Source organism: Kitasatospora sp. RG8 (assembly GCF_017813315.1).
In the GTDB taxonomy this organism is placed as follows: Bacteria; Actinomycetota; Actinomycetes; order Streptomycetales; family Streptomycetaceae; genus Kitasatospora.
This window is the reverse complement of the sequence record NZ_JAGIYX010000056.1, coordinates 1-15021: the sequence shown is the minus strand read 5'-3', so window position 1 is coordinate 15021 and position 15021 is coordinate 1. Positions and strand designations below refer to the sequence as shown.

General features: G+C 73.3%; 20 protein-coding genes. 11 read left to right on the top strand and 9 right to left on the bottom strand.

What is annotated here, in order from left to right; genetic code table 11:
- Nucleotides 1–41 precede the first annotated feature (41 nt).
- From J5Y04_RS40155 to J5Y04_RS40145, 3 genes are all read right to left on the bottom strand, one after another.
- On the bottom strand, nucleotides 42–1004 hold the full coding sequence (locus J5Y04_RS40155) for a threonine/serine dehydratase (protein WP_209417487.1): 963 nt from the start codon (nucleotides 1002–1004) through the stop codon (nucleotides 42–44).
- 4 nt (nucleotides 1005–1008) lie between these two features.
- Complete coding sequence (locus J5Y04_RS40150) at nucleotides 1009–1470, bottom strand: Lrp/AsnC family transcriptional regulator (RefSeq protein WP_209417486.1); 462 nt, start codon at nucleotides 1468–1470, stop codon at nucleotides 1009–1011.
- A gap of 129 nt (nucleotides 1471–1599) precedes the next feature.
- On the bottom strand, nucleotides 1600–2256 hold the full coding sequence (locus J5Y04_RS40145) for a UbiX family flavin prenyltransferase (protein WP_209417485.1): 657 nt from the start codon (nucleotides 2254–2256) through the stop codon (nucleotides 1600–1602).
- A gap of 68 nt (nucleotides 2257–2324) precedes the next feature.
- Here J5Y04_RS40145 and J5Y04_RS40140 point away from each other — a divergent pair, with 68 nt between their 5' ends.
- A complete protein-coding gene (locus J5Y04_RS40140; RefSeq protein ID WP_209417484.1) occupies nucleotides 2325–3068 on the top strand; it encodes a cyclase family protein in 744 nt (247 codons plus the stop codon).
- 76 nt (nucleotides 3069–3144) lie between these two features.
- Entirely contained in the window at nucleotides 3145–3861 is a 717-nt protein-coding gene (locus tag J5Y04_RS40135) for an MOSC domain-containing protein (protein WP_209417483.1), read from the top strand.
- A gap of 139 nt (nucleotides 3862–4000) precedes the next feature.
- Here the strand turns inward: J5Y04_RS40135 and J5Y04_RS40130 are convergent, their stop codons facing one another.
- Complete coding sequence (locus J5Y04_RS40130; protein WP_209417482.1) at nucleotides 4001–4375, bottom strand: VOC family protein; 375 nt, start codon at nucleotides 4373–4375, stop codon at nucleotides 4001–4003.
- Nucleotides 4376–4466: 91 nt separating this feature from the next.
- Between J5Y04_RS40130 and J5Y04_RS40125 the strand changes: the two genes are divergently transcribed.
- Nucleotides 4467–5108: a hypothetical protein gene (locus J5Y04_RS40125; protein WP_209417481.1), complete on the top strand. Its 642-nt coding sequence runs from the start codon at nucleotides 4467–4469 to the stop codon at nucleotides 5106–5108.
- A 70-nt stretch (nucleotides 5109–5178) separates the two neighbouring features.
- On the opposite strand, the gene J5Y04_RS40120 is transcribed toward J5Y04_RS40125, so the two are convergent.
- Nucleotides 5179–6063, bottom strand: a complete 885-nt coding sequence (locus tag J5Y04_RS40120) for a RimK family alpha-L-glutamate ligase (protein WP_209417480.1) — start codon at nucleotides 6061–6063, stop codon at nucleotides 5179–5181.
- A gap of 170 nt (nucleotides 6064–6233) precedes the next feature.
- On the opposite strand from J5Y04_RS40120, the gene gcvH reads away from it, so the two are divergent.
- Both gcvH and J5Y04_RS40110 read left to right on the top strand, forming a co-directional pair.
- Nucleotides 6234–6629, top strand: a complete 396-nt coding sequence (gcvH, locus tag J5Y04_RS40115; RefSeq protein WP_209417479.1) for a glycine cleavage system protein GcvH — start codon at nucleotides 6234–6236, stop codon at nucleotides 6627–6629.
- Between the two features lie 86 nt (nucleotides 6630–6715).
- On the top strand, nucleotides 6716–7207 hold the full coding sequence (locus J5Y04_RS40110; RefSeq protein WP_245206432.1) for a GNAT family N-acetyltransferase: 492 nt from the start codon (nucleotides 6716–6718) through the stop codon (nucleotides 7205–7207).
- Nucleotides 7208–7213: 6 nt separating this feature from the next.
- Here J5Y04_RS40110 and J5Y04_RS40105 read toward each other — a convergent pair whose 3' ends face one another.
- On the bottom strand, nucleotides 7214–7834 hold the full coding sequence (locus J5Y04_RS40105; RefSeq protein ID WP_209417477.1) for a DJ-1/PfpI family protein: 621 nt from the start codon (nucleotides 7832–7834) through the stop codon (nucleotides 7214–7216).
- A gap of 348 nt (nucleotides 7835–8182) precedes the next feature.
- Between J5Y04_RS40105 and J5Y04_RS40100 the strand changes: the two genes are divergently transcribed.
- Complete coding sequence (locus J5Y04_RS40100) at nucleotides 8183–8641, top strand: DUF5959 family protein (protein WP_209417476.1); 459 nt, start codon at nucleotides 8183–8185, stop codon at nucleotides 8639–8641.
- A 50-nt stretch (nucleotides 8642–8691) separates the two neighbouring features.
- Nucleotides 8692–9096, top strand: a complete 405-nt coding sequence (gene tsaA / locus J5Y04_RS40095) for a tRNA (N6-threonylcarbamoyladenosine(37)-N6)-methyltransferase TrmO (RefSeq protein WP_209417475.1) — start codon at nucleotides 8692–8694, stop codon at nucleotides 9094–9096.
- 88 nt (nucleotides 9097–9184) lie between these two features.
- Here the strand turns inward: tsaA and J5Y04_RS40090 are convergent, their stop codons facing one another.
- Entirely contained in the window at nucleotides 9185–9739 is a 555-nt protein-coding gene (locus J5Y04_RS40090) for an HIT family protein (RefSeq protein WP_245206430.1), read from the bottom strand.
- 89 nt (nucleotides 9740–9828) lie between these two features.
- On the opposite strand from J5Y04_RS40090, the gene cpt reads away from it, so the two are divergent.
- The 3 genes from cpt to J5Y04_RS40075 all read left to right on the top strand — a co-directional run bounded on the left by cpt (nucleotide 9829) and on the right by J5Y04_RS40075 (nucleotide 11529).
- Nucleotides 9829–10443 (top strand): chloramphenicol phosphotransferase CPT, encoded by a 615-nt coding sequence (gene cpt, locus J5Y04_RS40085; protein WP_209417474.1) that lies wholly within the window; start codon nucleotides 9829–9831, stop codon nucleotides 10441–10443.
- A gap of 150 nt (nucleotides 10444–10593) precedes the next feature.
- Entirely contained in the window at nucleotides 10594–11265 is a 672-nt protein-coding gene (locus J5Y04_RS40080; RefSeq protein WP_209417473.1) for a DUF998 domain-containing protein, read from the top strand.
- A gap of 51 nt (nucleotides 11266–11316) precedes the next feature.
- Nucleotides 11317–11529, top strand: coding sequence for a DUF4287 domain-containing protein (locus tag J5Y04_RS40075; protein WP_209417472.1), 213 nt, complete (start codon nucleotides 11317–11319; stop codon nucleotides 11527–11529).
- Between the two features lie 7 nt (nucleotides 11530–11536).
- Here the strand turns inward: J5Y04_RS40075 and mqnP are convergent, their stop codons facing one another.
- Together mqnP and J5Y04_RS40065 are read right to left on the bottom strand one after the other, a co-directional pair.
- Nucleotides 11537–12442 (bottom strand): menaquinone biosynthesis prenyltransferase MqnP, encoded by a 906-nt coding sequence (mqnP, locus tag J5Y04_RS40070; protein ID WP_209417471.1) that lies wholly within the window; start codon nucleotides 12440–12442, stop codon nucleotides 11537–11539.
- Nucleotides 12443–12512: 70 nt separating this feature from the next.
- Nucleotides 12513–13970 carry a menaquinone biosynthesis decarboxylase gene (locus J5Y04_RS40065; protein ID WP_148644282.1) on the bottom strand — a complete coding sequence of 486 codons (1458 nt, stop codon included), beginning with the start codon at nucleotides 13968–13970 and terminating at the stop codon, nucleotides 12513–12515.
- A gap of 112 nt (nucleotides 13971–14082) precedes the next feature.
- On the opposite strand from J5Y04_RS40065, the gene J5Y04_RS40060 reads away from it, so the two are divergent.
- Nucleotides 14083–14487: a PLD nuclease N-terminal domain-containing protein gene (locus J5Y04_RS40060; RefSeq protein ID WP_209417470.1), complete on the top strand. Its 405-nt coding sequence runs from the start codon at nucleotides 14083–14085 to the stop codon at nucleotides 14485–14487.
- Nucleotides 14488–15021: the final 534 nt, after the last annotated feature.

The following is a 15021-nucleotide window of genomic DNA, read 5'->3' as shown; positions in this document are numbered from 1 at the left end:
GCCCCCCACCGGGCTGGCCTCGGCCCGCCCCCCGGGGCGCGTCAGCCGGCGAGCAGCTCCGCGAGCAGCGTCGGTTCGATGTTGCCGCCGCTCACCACGGCGGCCACCACCTGGCCGCCGGTCTCCGCGGCGCGGTGGAAGTAGGCGGCCGGGGCGACCGCTCCCGAGGGCTCGGCGACCAGCCTGCCGCGGCGGGCCAGCAGGGCCACGGTGGCGCGGATCTCGTCCTCGGTGACGGTGACGATGTCGTCCACGTAGGCGGTGAGGTGCTCGAAGGGCAGCTCGCCGACCGAGGGGGTGCGCAGCCCGTCCGCGATGGTCCGGTAGGTGTCGGCGACCGGCCAGGAGAGCCGCTCGCCGGCCCGCAGGCTGGCCTGCGCGTCGGCGGCCAGCTCGGGCTCGACGCCGACCACCCGTACGCCCGGGCGGGTGAGCTTGAGCGCGGCCGCCGTCCCGGAGATCAGCCCGCCGCCGCTGACCGGCACCAGGACGGTGTCCAGCCCCGCGGGGGCGTCCTCGGCGATCTCCAGGCCCACCGTGCCCTGGCCCGCGATGATGAACGGGTCGTCGTACGGCGGCACCCAGACGTAGCCGTGCCGCTCGGCCAGCTCGGCCGGAAGCGTGTCGCGCTCCTGCGGCTCGACCAGGACCACCTCGGCGCCGAACGCGCGGGTGGCGTCGACCTTGACCGCCGGGGAGGTGTCCGGCATCACGATCACGGCCTTGATGCCGAGCAGCCCGGCCGCGTACGCCACGGCCTGCGCGTGGTTGCCGCTGGACTGGGCGACCACGCCCCGGGCGCGCTCCTGCGCGGTGAGCGCGGCGAGCCGGTTGTAGGCGCCGCGCGTCTTGAAGGCCCCGGTCGGCTGGAGGTTCTCCGGCTTGAGCCAGAGCCGGCGCTCGCCGTCGGCCGCCCAGGGGGCGGGGACCAGCGGGGTCCGTACCGCCACGCCGGCGATCCGCTGCCGGGCTGCGCGCAGCTCCTCCAGACCGACCAGTGCCATCGTGTTACTCCCCTTCGGCCAGAGGGAGTTCGCTCACCCGGTTCTCCCACTTCGTGGAGAGTACGACGGTCGTGCGGGTCCGGGCCACGCCTTTCGTCCCGGAGATCCGCTTGACCACCGATTCCAGCCCCTCCACGTCGGAGACCCGGACCTTGAGCATGTACGAGTCGTCACCGGCGATGAACCAGCAGTCCTCGACCTCGCCGAGGTCCTTCAGCCGGTGCGCCACGTCCTCGTGGTCGGCCGCGTCGGTCAGCTGAAGACCGATCAGCGCCGTGACCCCGAAGCCGAGCGAGGCCGGGTTGACCGTCGCCCGGTAACCGGTGATGACGCCGGCCTGCTCCAGGCGGTTGATCCGGTCCGTGACGCTGGGCCCGGAGAGGCCCACCAGCCGGCCCAACTCGGCGTAGGACGCACGGCCGTTCTCCCGCAGCGCCTGGATGAGCTGTCTGTCCACCGTGTCCATATACCGTCCGCGTCCTTCCGAACCTCACCAGACCCACAGATCATTATCCGGATTCAAAGGCGCCATGCGCGGAACAACCCGGGTATCGCAGAGAACATACTCTCCCGCCCGGGGGCTCCCCACTCCCCCTCACTCCGGCTGCGCGGTGTGGCGCGCGGCCGCGCCCAACTCGCCCTCCCAGCGGCGGTACAGCGCGTGCGGTACGCCGACCGCGTCCAGGACCCGTCCGGCCACGAAGTCGACCAGCTCACGGACGGTGGAGCCGCCGGCGTAGAAACCGGGCGAGGCGGGGAGCACGACGGCGCCCTGCGCGTCCAGCTCCACCAGGTGCTTCAGCGTCACCCCGTTGAGCGGCGCCTCGCGGACGCAGACCACGAGCGGGCGGCGCTCCTTGAGGGTGACGCTGGCGACCCGCTGGAGCAGGTCCTTGCTCAGGCCCAGCGCGATCCCGGCCACCGCCCCGGTGGTCGCCGGCACCACGAGCATGCCCTTGGCCGGGTAGGAACCGCTGGACGGGCCGGCCGCGAAGTCGCCGGCCGGCCAGTAGCGGACGTCGTCGAGGTCCCCTTCCGGCATGCCGAGCCAGGCGGCGAGGTCGGTGCGCCAGTGCCCGTCGCGGAAGGAGATGCCGGTCTCGTCGAGGATGGTGAGCCGGGCGGCCCGGCTGACGATCAGGTCCACCGACTCCCCGGCGGCGAGCAGCGCCCGGATCACGGAGGCGGCGTACGGCGTACCGGACGCGCCCGAGACCCCGACCACCCACGGCTGACGCTTGTCTGTTCCCATGACCCCCTTTCTATACGGAGGCCCCCGCGACGGCCCCATCCGCCGTCACCCCTGGGAGGATGGGCGCCATGGCAGCGACCCTCGTCGACCTCACCCATCAGGTGACCACCGCGATGCCGGTCTACCCCGGCGACCCGGCCGTCGTCCTGGAGCCCGCCCTCACCACCGCCACCGCCGGGGTGAACGTGCTGGCCCTGCACCTCGGCTCGCAGTCCGGCACCCACGTGGACGCGCCGTACCACGTGGACGTCACCTGGCCCACCCTGGACGGACTGCCGCTGGAGCGGTTCACCGGGCCGGCGGTCGTCGCCGACCTGCGCGGGCTGGAGCCGCGTGCGGAGGTGACGCCGGAGCTGCTCGCCCCGGCGCTGGAGCTGGTCTCGGAGGGCACCGTCCTGCTGCTGGCGACCGGCTGGGCCCGGCACTGGGGCACCGACGCGTACTTCGCCCACCCCGGCCTGACCACCGGGGCGGCCGAGGCGATCGTCGCGGCCGGGGTGCGGACGGTCGGCGTGGACGCGCTCAGCGTCGACCCCACCCCCGATCCGGGCCCGGGCGACCCGGCGGTGGCCGCGCTGCTGGCCGACCTGACCGACGAACACGACCAGCCGGCCGCCGCGGAGCCCACCCTGGCCGCACACCGGGTGCTGCTCGGTGCGCCCGGCGGCGGCGTCATCGCCGAGAACCTGACCGACCTGCGGGCGCTGATCGCGGCCCAGGAGGCCGGGCGGCCGGTGGAGGTGTCACTGTTCCCGCTGCGGCTGGCCGCAGCCGACGGCGCGCCGGTGCGGGCGGTCGCCCGGCTGGGGTGAGCGGGGCCGGACGGCCCGCCCCTCGTTGACACTTGGTCTAGACCATCCCCGCCGGGCGCCGCTACGATTTCCCGCCATGGCAGAGATCATCGGAGTGATCGAGCAGCTCTGGCGCTACCCCGTGAAGTCCACCGGCGGCGAGCGGCTCGACTCCGTCGACGTGGACGAGCGCGGCCTGGCCGGCGACCGTCTCTACGCCGTACGCGACGGCGCGGGCAGGTTCGGCTCCGGCAAGAACACCCGGCGCTTCCGCCGGATGGACGGCCTGCTCCGCCTCTCCTCCCGGCTCGGCCACCGGCTCGACGCCCCCGAGCTGTTCGACCCGCTCGGCCGGCCGGTGGCCGACCCCACCGCCTTCCTGCGCGCCTACCTCCAGCGCCCGGACGTCGCGCTCGCCCGCGAGGACGCCGTCTCCCACTTCGACCAGCTCCCGGTCAGCGTGCTCACCACCGCCAGCCTGGACTGGGTGCGCGAGGCCGCGCCGTCCGCCGTCGTGGACGTGCGCCGGTTCCGCCCCAACATCCTGCTGCGCACCCCGCCCGGCACCCCGCCGTTCGTCGAGGACACCTGGTTCGGGCGGGAGGTCCGCGGCAGCGCCCGCGGCGGCGCCCGGCTGGCCTTCGCCCGGTCCAGCGAGCGGTGCGCGATGACCACCGCCGCCCAGCCCGGCCTCCCGCACGCACCCGAGATCCTCAAGGCCCTCGCCCAGGCGCACGACAACCGCCTCGACGCCCTCGCCGAGGTCGCGACTCCCGGGCGCCTGAACGTCGGTGACGCCCTGTCACTGGACTGAGCACGCACGGGCCCGCACCCGCCGGAAGGCCGCCGGCCCCGTCGGCGGCCTCTCCGACCCGGGCCGGCAGGCGGGATCCCCCGCCGACTTCCCTTCGTCAGATCGCCCTTCCTAGGGGCGGCTTGACCAGGACTGCCGGTCAGCGGGCCCTGAGCAGGCAGAACGGGTGGCCGGCCGGGTCGGCGTAGACCCGCCAGCCGGCGGCGGCGGAGGGCAGCCGGGTGGCGCCGAGCGCGAGGACCTCACGCTCGGCGCCGTCGAGGTCCTCCACCTCGATGTCCAGGTGCATCTGCTGCGGGTGCGCCGGGTCGGGCCACTGCGGCGGCCGGTGGTCGGCGACGCCCTGGAAGCAGAGGACCAGGCCGCCCTCGGTGTGCAGGGTGGACCACGCCTCACCGAGCCCCCACCGCGGGTCGGGCCGGTCCACCTCCCCGCCGAGCAGGGCCGCGTAGAAGCGGGCCAGCACGGCCGGCTCCGGGCAGTCGAGGACGATGCACTGAAGGCTGCCGATCACGGTGATCCTCCCGGGATTGCGGATTGGCGGCCATTCTCACCCGTCGGGCTCCCGCTTTACAGCACCTTCGCGTGACCGGGAGCATGATCGGATGATCACGGGAACAGGATCGCTGGAGGAGCGGGTGGCGCGGCTGCGCCGGGAGCGCGGGCTGCTCACCCCCGCGGAGCTGATGGACCTCGCCGACCAGGGCGTCGTCGTCCTCGACCCGTTCTCGGTCATCGTCTCGCGGCGGGTCCGGCTGCACCCGGAGAACGTGCTCTACCCCGGTGTGGTCATCGAGTGCGACGAGCGGAGCGGCTGCCTGGTCAGGCGGGGGAACGTCCTGCACGGCGGCACCCTGATCACCGCCACCGGCGGCGGGACCATCGTGATCGGCGCCAGGTCGGAGATCGGCGAGGGCGGCGCCCGGATCAGGGCGGCCGGCACCGACACCATCGACATCGGCGACGGGACCCGGCTCACCGGCGGCGCCGAGGTGACCGGCACCAGCCGGATCGGCTCCGGCGCCCAGGTGCTCGGGCAGGTCTCCGCCCGCTCGGTCACCCTGGCCGCCGGACACCCGTACACCTACCCGGACCCGGACGGCCGCGGCGCCGTCCTCAAGGGCTTCGGCCGGGCCCTGGGCATCCGGCTCGGGGTGGGCGAAGTGGTCAACGGCAGCGGCGACTTCCGCGACGCGCCGGTCGAGCGGCAGCGGGTCTACCACCCGGAGGCGCCGCGCCTCGGCTGAGGGCGGCGGAGCCACCCGCTGGACGCCTCGGGACCGCCCGGCCGTCCGGCGTGCCGCCGGCGACCGGGGCTCAGCGGCCGGTCGCCGCCCGGGCCGCCACGGCCGCGACGAGGCGCTCCGGGCCCTGCGGGGCGTACCCGAGGAACAGGTTCGGCTCGATGAGCTCCAGCTCCATCACCACGGGCTCCCTGGCGCCGTCCAGCGCCAGGTCCACCCGGGCGTAGAGCAGTCCTTCGGCGGACGGCGCCGCCGCCAGGGCCGCCCGGGCGGTCCGGAGCTCGGCCCCGGTCGGCTGATGGGCGACGAGGTCCGGGTGCGGCGTCCGGAGGTTGTCGATCACGCCTGGCTCGGTCAGCACCGGCCCCTTGCGGATCGCGTGGCTGAAGTCGCCGTCGACGAAGACCAGCGCCCGCTCGCCCTCCGCGACCAGCGGCAGATACGGCTGGACGACGACGGCGCGCCCCTGGTCCAGCAGCATCCGGGCGTGGCGGGCGGCGTCCGAGGCCCGGCCGGGCAGGTAGCGCGCGGTGTCCCGGGCACCCGCGGAGACCGCGGGCTTGACCACCACTCCGTCCGGGTGGTCAAGGTCCCCCTGCTCGAACGGGCCGCCGGGTTCGAGGATCCGCGTCGGCGCGACCGGGATCCCGCGCCCGGCGAGTTCCAGCAGGTAGCGTTTGTCGCTGTTCCAGCGCACCACCGGGGCCGGGTTCCACAGCCGGGTCACGCGGGCCGTCGCGTCGGCCCAGGCCAGGAACTCGCCCAGCCGCTCCGAGTAGTCCCAGGCCGACCGGACGACCGCCAGGTCGAACCGCTCCCACCCCGGCGCCTCGGCGTCCCAGGCCACCGGCTCGGCCGCCAGGCCGGCCTCCCGCAGCGCGTCGACGAGCAGCGGGAGGTCCGGGTCGAGGTCCGCGTAGGCGAGGCAGGTGACGACGGCGATCGTGGCAGTACCCACTCGACTCTCCTGTTTCCCTGTCCGACGCCGCCCAGTGTAGGGACGGCCGAGGCGGCCACGGGGCTCACACGTCCGGGTGACCATCCCGGCCGAGGGCGGACTTCTGCGGCAAGCTCCCCCTCGCGACTGACACGGCGTCAGACCGACCGGACGAACCGACGGAGACCTCCATGGCGAACATCCCGACCGACCGCAGGTACACCAAGGACCACGAGTGGCTGCTGCCCCGGGGCGGCAAGGTGCTGGTGGGCATCTCGGACCACGCCCAGAAACAGCTCGGGGACATCGTCTTCGTGGAACTGCCGAAGAAGGGCGACAAGTTCGACACCAACCAGCCGTTCGGCAGCGTCGAGTCGGTGAAGTCGGTGAGCGAGGTCTACGCACCGCTGGCCGGCACGGTCAGCGCCGTGAACGAGACCCTCGACGACTCGCCCGAACAGGTCAACGACGACCCGTACGGCGACGGCTGGATGGTCGAGTTCACTCCGGCCGATCCCGCCGCCCTGGACGCGCTGCTCTCCGCCGACGAGTACGCCGACTACATCGAGGAAGGGACCGACGGATAGCGGCCGCCCCGGAGCGGGCCGGCCGGTCGCAGGCGGCTTCCGGCCGCCCCGGCCGGGCCGGCCACCGGGCGCCTATGCTGGCCGGCATGATCCCGATACGGCTGGAGCGACTGCGTCCGGACCACGCGGAGGCCCTGCTGTCGTTCGAACGGCAGAACCGGGCCTACTTCGCCAGGTCGGTTCCGGACCGCGGGGACGCCTACTTCGAGCACTTCTCCGACCGGCACCGTGCCCTGCTCGCCGAACAGGACGCCGGGGCCTGCCACTTCCACCTCGTCATGAGCGACGACGGCGCCCTGCTGGGCCGGGTGAACCTGGTGGACGTCGAACGCGGCGAGGCCGAACTGGGCTACCGGATCGGCGAACAGGCCGCCGGCCGGGGCGTGGCGACGGCCGCGGTGCTGGAGGTCTGCCGGCTGGCGGCGGCCCGGTACGGGCTCTCCGCGCTCACCGCCGTCGCCACCCTCGACAACCCGGCGTCGACGGCCGTGCTCCGCCGTACCGGCTTCACCCCCGTCGGGGAGCTCGTCATCGACGGACGCCCGGGCGTCAGGTACCGGCGCGGCACGACCGGCTGAGCGGGTTCAGCCCAGCGCCCGGGCGCGCGCCACCACCTCGGGCGACGCCTTGGCCACCGAGCCGCTGTCGAAGGGCGGTTGGGGGTCGTACTCGGTGTAGAGCTGGATGGCCTCGGCCGTGAGGTCGTCGGTGAGCAGGGCGGCGAGCCCCAGGGCCAGGTCGATCCCGGCGGAGACGCCGGCCGACGTGACGATCCGGTCGTGCCGGACGACGCGCTCGGCGGTGTAGGTGGCGCCGTAGCCCTCCAGGTCGGCGACCGCCTCCCAGTGGGTGGTGGCGGTGCACCCCTTCAGCAGCCCGGCCGCCCCGAGCACCAGCGCACCGGTGCAGACCGAGGTGGTGAAGCGGGTGGTCTCGTGCACCCGCAGCACCCAGTCGAGGAAGTCCGCGTCACCGGTCAATGGCCGTACCCCCACGCCGCCCGGGACGAGCAGCACGTCACAGGCCTCGACCTCCGAGTACCGGGCGGCCACGTCGACCCGCAGCGCGCCGAGCACGTCGGTGACCCGCCCCGGTTCGGGCGCGACGAAGCGGACCCGGGCGCCCGGCACATGCCCCAGGATCTCGTACGGGCCGATCGCGTCGAGCGGCTCGAAGCGGTCGAAGAGCGGGATCACGATGTCCATGTCCGCGAGCGTAGGCACGAGTTGCGCGACTCGCCCAGGCCTCCACCGGGAAGTTCACGAGATCGGGTGGCCGCCCCCGCCCCCGGGAATACGGGCTCCTCGGCGCGGCCCGGCAGCCGGCGGGGGAAGAGCCGCGGAACAGGCCGTCCGGCGGCGGCACGGTGGAACAGCGCACGCGGACGCTACGCTGAATCCGCATCCGAAGCTGTTTCTCCTGGTGCCGGACTCCACGGTGTTGCGCACCGCCGGGACCGCTCCTCCCCCGGCGCCGCGGACCGCGGCACGGCCATGACGCAGCACGGCAGTCGGCGTTCCGAACAGTCAACTCCTCGCCCAAGGAGGCGAATCGTGACCACCAACGGTCCGGTGGACCTCGTCCGCCTCGCCGACGACGAGAACGCCGTCGTCGTCCGCGTGACCGGGCCGACGACCGTCAACGGCCCCTTCTGGGACGGCTGCTTCGAGGCCGACATCACGGTGACCAGCGGGTTCGCCAACGGCCGGCTCGCCGAGGTCTGCCTGCTGCCGGAGGACCTGGACGACTGGGAGGCGGCCCTCGACCGCCTTTCCGCGGGCCAGGAGGTCGAGTGGATGGACGACGGCCGCAACCCGGAGATCCGGATCGCCCCCCAGGGGCCCTACGGCACCCCGCACGGGCCGCTCGACGCGATCGAGGTGACGGTGCGGGACGCGGCGGCGTCGCTCACCTCGGCCACCGTGCTGGTACGCCTGCCCGACGGCTGGATCGACGCCCAGCGACGGCAACTCGCCCGGGTCCGCACCGTCTGGCCGTGGGAGCCGCGCTGACGGACACGGCCGGGACCACCCCCACCCGTCCAGGAAAGGACCGAGGACTCGTGACCGCATACGCCCTGCGCCCGGTCGGGCACGTCGAATCGACGCTGACCGATCGGGCGGCCGCGCCCCGGCAGCCCGACGAAGGGGCCCCCGATGCCTGGCTCGTCTTCGACGACCGGTACGCCCCGGCCCTGGAGGGCCTGACGCCGGGCACCGACGTCCTGCTGCTCACCTGGCTCGACCGGGCCGACCGCCGGACGCTCACCGTCCGCCCCCGGGGCGATGCCGGCCGCCCGCTCACCGGCGTCTTCGCCACCCGCGCGCCCGACCGCCCCAACCCGATCGGCCTGCACACCGTCCGTCTCCTCGCCGTCGTCGGCACGCGCGTGCACGTCCGGAACCTCGAAGCCCTCGCCGGAACCCCGATCCTGGACGTCAAACCGCTCCTCACCCCGGACCGCTGAGAGTCGCGACGGCCCGGGACGACTCGCGACGACTCGCGACGGCCCGGGACGGCCTGGGACGGCCCGGGCCCGGCGGACCGGCCGTGGACTACGCCGGCCCGGCCTGCGCCGCGGACGGCCGGCCCAGGGCGTCGAGTTCGGCGGCGACCGCGGCGCGGATCGCGTCGTGCTGCGGCCCGAGGGCGTACTGCTCGTCGCTCCAGCGGTCCGCCGGGTAGAGCCAGACCGGCTTCTGCACCAGGTGCTCCGGCTCCCAGTCGAAGCGGGGCCAGACGTGGGCGTGCAGGTAGGTGTCCTTGTTGCCGAGGATCTCCAGGTTCACCCGCCGGAACGCCGGATCGGCGGCGCGGCAGGCGCGTTCGACCGCCTCACCGAGCCGGTCCATGTCCGCGAGGTACCCGAGCCGGCGCGCGCGGGGAAGGTCGGAGAGCCGCTCGACGCCCGGTTCGTCCGTGAGCAGGATCGAGTACCCGGGGAGGAACTGCACGTCCCCGATCACGGCGAACCCGGTGTCGAGGCGGCGCAGGACGGTGGGGTTCCCGCCGCGCAGGGCGCTGCCGATCCGATCCGAACGGAAGTCGGCGGTGGCGGCGTTGTCGGCGGTGGCGGCGTTGTCGGCGGCTTCGGAGGCGTCGGCGGTCATGCGCCGATGCTACGACCGGGGGCGGGGCCGCAGGGCGGGCCCGCGAAAACCGCGTGGAACGCCGTGGCCTCCGGCCCTACGGTGATCCGATGACGACTCAGGTGATCGTGCTGAACGGCGGGTCCAGCTCCGGCAAGTCCGGCATCGTCCGGTGTCTCCAGGCGGTGCTGCCGGACCCGTGGCTCGCCGCGGCGATCGACTCGCTGATCGAGATGATGCCGGCCTCCATGCAGGACTCGGACCTCGGGATCGAGATCGCCGCCGACGGCGCCGTGACCGTCGGATCGACGTTCCGGGAGCTGGAGGCCGCCTGGATGGCGGGGGTCGCCGCGATGGCCCGGGCAGGCGCCCGGATCATCGTCGACGACGTCTTCCTCGGCGGAGCGGAGTCCCAGGAGCGCTGGCGGGACGTCCTCGACGGACTGGACGTGCTGTGGGTCGGCGTCAGGTGCGAGAGCGCGGTGGCCGCGGGCCGCGAGATCGCCCGCGGGGACCGGGCCCCGGGCATGGCCGCACAGCAGGCACCGATCGTCCACCGGGGCGTGGTCTACGACCTGGAGGTGGACACCACGCACACCGAGTCCCTGGACTGCGCGCGGACCATCGCCGCGCGGGTCGCCGCCGACGGGACCGGCGCCCGGACCAGGCGGCGCGACGGGAGCACCCCGGTCACAGGCGCCCGGCTCGACGGGCACCTCCGCTAGCGCGGACGCCCCCGACGGCCCCGCCGAGCCCGCCGGGGCGGGGCTCGCGCGTACAGTCGTCCGGTCCGGCGGGGCCCGTGCGGTGCGGCGGCCGGCTGCCCCCTCCGCCCACTACGCCGCGGTGTGACCGGGCTCACAATCGCCGCACCGATGAGTTCCACCTCCGCCCCCGGTCCTACCCGCATGACGAACACGCTCGCCGCAGCCCCGCTCGCCGCCCCCGCCACCCGGACCCTGCTCCTCGCCGGCGCCGCGGCCGGACCGCTCTTCCTCGCCGTCGGCATCGCCCAGGGCCTCACCCGCGAGGGCTTCGACTTCTCCCGGAACGCCATCAGCCAGCTCGCCCTGGGGGACGCCGGCTGGATCCAGACCGCGAACTTCCTGCTCGCCGGCGTCCTGCTGACCGCCGGCGCCGTCGGCTTCCAGCAGGCCCTGCGGAACACCCCCGGCGGCACCTGGGCGCCGCGCCTGGTCGCGGTGTTCGGCGCGAGCTTCCTGCTCAGCGCGGCGTTCGAGGCCGACCCCGGGGCCGGGTTCCCGGTCGGGGCGCCCGAGGGCCGGGTGACCGGGCTGAGCGCCCACGGCACCGTCCACATGATCGGCGGCTCGGTCGGCTACCTCGCGCTCTGCGCCGCGTTCCTCGCCCTGGCCCGCCACTTCGCGGCCGCCGGCCGGCGCGGCTGGGCGCTCGCCTCCCGCCTGATGCCCGTGGGCGTGCTCGCCGGCTTCGCCGGCTCCGGCGTCACCGTGTCGGCCTTCACCGCCGGCGCCGCGCTCGGGCTCGGCTGGCTGAGCGCCACCGCAGCCCGGCTGACTGCGTAAGAATCACCCACGACAAGATCGAAATGACGGACCGACAGGAGACCCACCACCATGAGCACCGACGCCCCCAAGGGCCCCGCCAGCTACTTCCCCTCCATCGAGAAGAAGTACGGGCACCCGGTCTCGTACTGGACGGAGCTGATCCGTTCCTCCCCGCTGGCCAAGCACATGGAGCTGGTCGGGTGGCTGAAGGCCGAGCACGGTCTCGGGCACGGGCACGCGAACGCCCTCGTCAAGCACACGCTCGACGAGGGCGCCAAGTAGGAGGGGATCAGATCCCCAGGCCGCGCACGATCAGGTCCACCAGGGCGAAGAAGAACAGCGAGATCCCGACGAACCCGTTCGTCTGGAAGAACGCCCGGTTCAGCCGCGACAGGTCGCCCGGCTTCACGATGGTGTGCTCGTACACGAAGGCGCCGGCCACCACCGCCAGCCCGATCCAGAACGCGGCCCCGGCCCCGGTCAGCACGGCGTACCAGCCGAGCAGCAGCGTGGTCAGCACGTGGCAGACGCGCGCGCCCCACACCGCGGCCGGGACGCCGAACCGGGCCGGCACGGAGCGCACGCCGTCCGCCCGGTCCGAGGCGACGTCCTGGCAGGCGTAGATCAGGTCGAACCCGCCGATCCAGATGCCCACGGCCGCGCCCAGCACCACCGCGTCCCAGGACCACGAGCCCGTGACCGCCAGCCATGCGCCCACCGGGCCCATCGCCTGGGCGAGGCCCAGGATCGCCTGCGGGAAGTCGGTGAACCGCTTGCCGTACGGGTAGACCACCATCGGCACGACGGCGACGGGCGCGAGCGCCAGGCAGAGCGGGTTCAGCAGCGCGGCCGCCCCCAGGAAGACCACCAGCGCGATCGCGGAGCCGGTGTACGCGGTCTTCACCGACACGGCGCCGGTGACCAGTTCACGGCCGGCGGTGCGCGGGTTCCGGGCGTCGATCTCGCGGTCGATGATCCGGTTGGCGGCCATCGCGAAGGTGCGCAGGCCGACCATGCAGACGGTGACGATGAACAGCTCGCCCCAGTGCACCCGCTCGTCGGCGAGGAACATGGCCGTCAGCGCGGCGATGTAGGCGAAGGGCAGGGCGAAGACCGAGTGCTCGATCATCACCAGCCGCAGGAAGGCCTTGACCTTGCCGGGCGGGACGTCGGGGAGTGCGGCGGCCGTGCTCATGCGCCCACCTCGCTCCGCCCGGCAGGGGCATCCGCCCGGCGCCCTTCGACGGGGCGCCCGCTGCGCTCGCTCACAGCCCGTACTCCTTCCAGCGGCGGTCCACCAGGGCGGCCGTGGCCGGGTCGGAGGAGACCATCTCGGGCCAGCCGCCGTCCCGGGTGTAGCCCTCCTCGGGCAGCTTGCGGGTCGCGTCGATGCCTGCCTTGCCGCCCCAGAACTGCTGGTAGGAGGCGTGGTCGAGGTGGTCCACCGGGCCTTCGACCACGGTGAGGTCCCGGCTGTAGTCGACGTTGCCGAAGGCGCGCCAGGCGACTTCCTGGTAGTCGTGCACGTCGCAGTCGGAGTCCACCACGATGATCAGCTTGGTCAGCGACATCATGTGGGCGCCCCAGATGGCGTGCATCGTCTTCTGGGCGTGCTTGGGGTACTTCTTGTCGATCGAGACGATCACGCAGTTGTGGAAGCCGCCGGCCTCGGGCAGGTCGTAGTCGACGATGTCCGGGATGATGATCTTCAGCAGCGGCAGGAAGAACCGCTCGGTGAACTTGCCCAGCGGGCCGTCCTCCGTCGGCGGGCGGCCCACCACGATGGACTGCAGGATCGGGCGCCGGCGCATCGTCACACAGTCGATCTTCAGCGCCGGGAACGGCTCCTGCGGCGTGTAGAAGCCGGTGTGGTCGCCGAAGGGGCCTTCGGGCAGCATCTCGCCGGGCTCCAGCCAGCCCTCCAGCACGACCTCGGCGTCGGCCGGGACCTGGAGCGGGACGGTCTTGCAGTCGACCATCTTGACCCGCTCCCCCGCGACGAAGCCCGCGAACAGGTACTCGTCGATGTCGCCGGGCAGCGGCGCGGTGGCGGCGTAGGTGACGGCGGGCGGGCAGCCGAAGGCGATCGCGACGGGCAGCCGCTCCCCCCTCCTGGCGGCGACCGCGTAGTGGTTGCGGCTGTCCTTGTGGATCTGCCAGTGCATGCCGATGGTGCGCCGGTCGTGCCGCTGGAGGCGGTAGAGGCCCAGGTTGCGGATGCCGGTGTCCGGGTCCTTGGTGTGGGTCAGGCCCAGGTTGAAGAAGGAGCCGCCGTCGAGCGGCCAGGTGAAGAGGGCGGGCAGGTCGTCGAGGTTGACGTCGTCTCCGGTGAGCACGACCTCCTGGACGGCGGCCTCACCCGGCTTCACCTTCTTCGGCGGCACGTGGGCCATCGAGGCGAGCTTGCCGAAGGCGTCCCGGAATCCGGTGAAGCCGTGCGGCAGCTCGGGCTTCAGCAGGCCGGCGATCTTCTCGGAGATGTCGTCCGGACCCTTGAGGCCGAGGGCCTTGGCGAGCCGGCGCTCGGTGCCGAAGACGTTCATCGCCAGCGGCATCGACGAGCCCTTGACGTTCTCGAACAGCAGGGCCGGGCCCTTGGCCTTCTGGACCCGGTCGACGATCTCGCCGATCTCCAGATGGGGGTCCACCTCGGCCTTGATGCGCTTGAGGTCGCCCTCCCGGTCGAGGGCCCGCAGGAAGGAGCGGAGATCGTCGTATGCCATGCCAGTCAGTATCCGCCACCCGATAGCCTGGCTCGGTCAAGGGCCCCCCGTGAAGCCGCCGCCGCTCCGGGGACGCCCGCCACCACCGCCGTCGCCGGGGGAGATCGCCGCCGTGCTGAGGATCCTGACCTTCGTCCTTCCACTCGCCCTCTGGGTCTGGGCGTTCATCGACTGCCTGACCACGCCCGAGGAGGAGGTGAAGCACCTGCCCAAGGTGATCTGGGTGATCATCGTGCTGCTCTTCCCGCTGGTCGGCTCGATCGCCTGGCTGGTGGCCGGCAAGCAGCGCGGCGCCCTCCGGACCGGCGGGTCGGGCCGCACCTCCGGCTACCCGGAGTACGAGCGCCCGCGCGGCGGCCGGCCGCTCGCACCGGACGACGACCCGGAGTTCCTGGCCTCGTTGAAGAAGGACAACAAGCAGCACGAGGACATGCTCAAGCAGTGGGAGGCGGATCTGCGCCGCCGCGAGGAGGAGCTGCGGGGCAAGGACGAGCCCGGGGACGGCCACAAGCACTGACGGAGTCCCTCGGACAGCCCACCCGGGAGCATCCGGGTGGGCTTCGGCGTTTTTGGCGTATCCCTACGACTGGTCGGCTGCCCGACCCGCTCCGGGCGGTGCTTCGCGCCCCGCCGGAGCCTGCCCGAAGTGACTCCGGAGGCGCTCCCTCCGCGCCCCCGTGCGCCCATCCTGACCTGCATGTTTCCTCATGCTCAGATCATCCTGGGGCCACCCGACGAACAGCCCCGGGTAATCGAACGAACACCGTACGCATATGCCAGTCGGGGCTGGTTTCTGTACAGGCCTGACATCTAAACGGACGCGACCTTGTACAGAATCGACGCCGAAACCAGCGCGGGGCCCCTCGTACAGTCATAAGTGAAGAAGTGATTCGCAGCCGGGGGCAACGCAGACGTTGGCTGTCGGACAGTTCCCTCACCCTTGGAGTGGTTCGAGATGACGGTTGTGCATGAGGCGCCGGTCGGCGACGAGATCCCCGAGATCCCGGCCGACGCCCACGGGCGGGTCGCCGAGCTGCACGAACTGCGCGAG

Coding starts and splice junctions, on each gene's coding strand:
- J5Y04_RS40155 (WP_209417487.1), bottom strand. CDS start 1,004: ATGGCACTGGTCGGTCTGGAGGAGCTGCGCGCAGCCCGGCAGCGGATC.
- J5Y04_RS40150 (WP_209417486.1), bottom strand. CDS start 1,470: ATGGACACGGTGGACAGACAGCTCATCCAGGCGCTGCGGGAGAACGGC.
- J5Y04_RS40145 (WP_209417485.1), bottom strand. CDS start 2,256: ATGGGAACAGACAAGCGTCAGCCGTGGGTGGTCGGGGTCTCGGGCGCG.
- J5Y04_RS40140 (WP_209417484.1), top strand. CDS start 2,325: ATGGCAGCGACCCTCGTCGACCTCACCCATCAGGTGACCACCGCGATG.
- J5Y04_RS40135 (WP_209417483.1), top strand. CDS start 3,145: ATGGCAGAGATCATCGGAGTGATCGAGCAGCTCTGGCGCTACCCCGTG.
- J5Y04_RS40125 (WP_209417481.1), top strand. CDS start 4,467: ATGATCACGGGAACAGGATCGCTGGAGGAGCGGGTGGCGCGGCTGCGC.
- gcvH (WP_209417479.1), top strand. CDS start 6,234: ATGGCGAACATCCCGACCGACCGCAGGTACACCAAGGACCACGAGTGG.
- J5Y04_RS40110 (WP_245206432.1), top strand. CDS start 6,716: ATGATCCCGATACGGCTGGAGCGACTGCGTCCGGACCACGCGGAGGCC.
- J5Y04_RS40105 (WP_209417477.1), bottom strand. CDS start 7,834: ATGGACATCGTGATCCCGCTCTTCGACCGCTTCGAGCCGCTCGACGCG.
- J5Y04_RS40090 (WP_245206430.1), bottom strand. CDS start 9,739: ATGACCGCCGACGCCTCCGAAGCCGCCGACAACGCCGCCACCGCCGAC.
- cpt (WP_209417474.1), top strand. CDS start 9,829: ATGACGACTCAGGTGATCGTGCTGAACGGCGGGTCCAGCTCCGGCAAG.
- J5Y04_RS40080 (WP_209417473.1), top strand. CDS start 10,594: ATGAGTTCCACCTCCGCCCCCGGTCCTACCCGCATGACGAACACGCTC.
- J5Y04_RS40075 (WP_209417472.1), top strand. CDS start 11,317: ATGAGCACCGACGCCCCCAAGGGCCCCGCCAGCTACTTCCCCTCCATC.
- mqnP (WP_209417471.1), bottom strand. CDS start 12,442: ATGAGCACGGCCGCCGCACTCCCCGACGTCCCGCCCGGCAAGGTCAAG.
- J5Y04_RS40065 (WP_148644282.1), bottom strand. CDS start 13,970: ATGGCATACGACGATCTCCGCTCCTTCCTGCGGGCCCTCGACCGGGAG.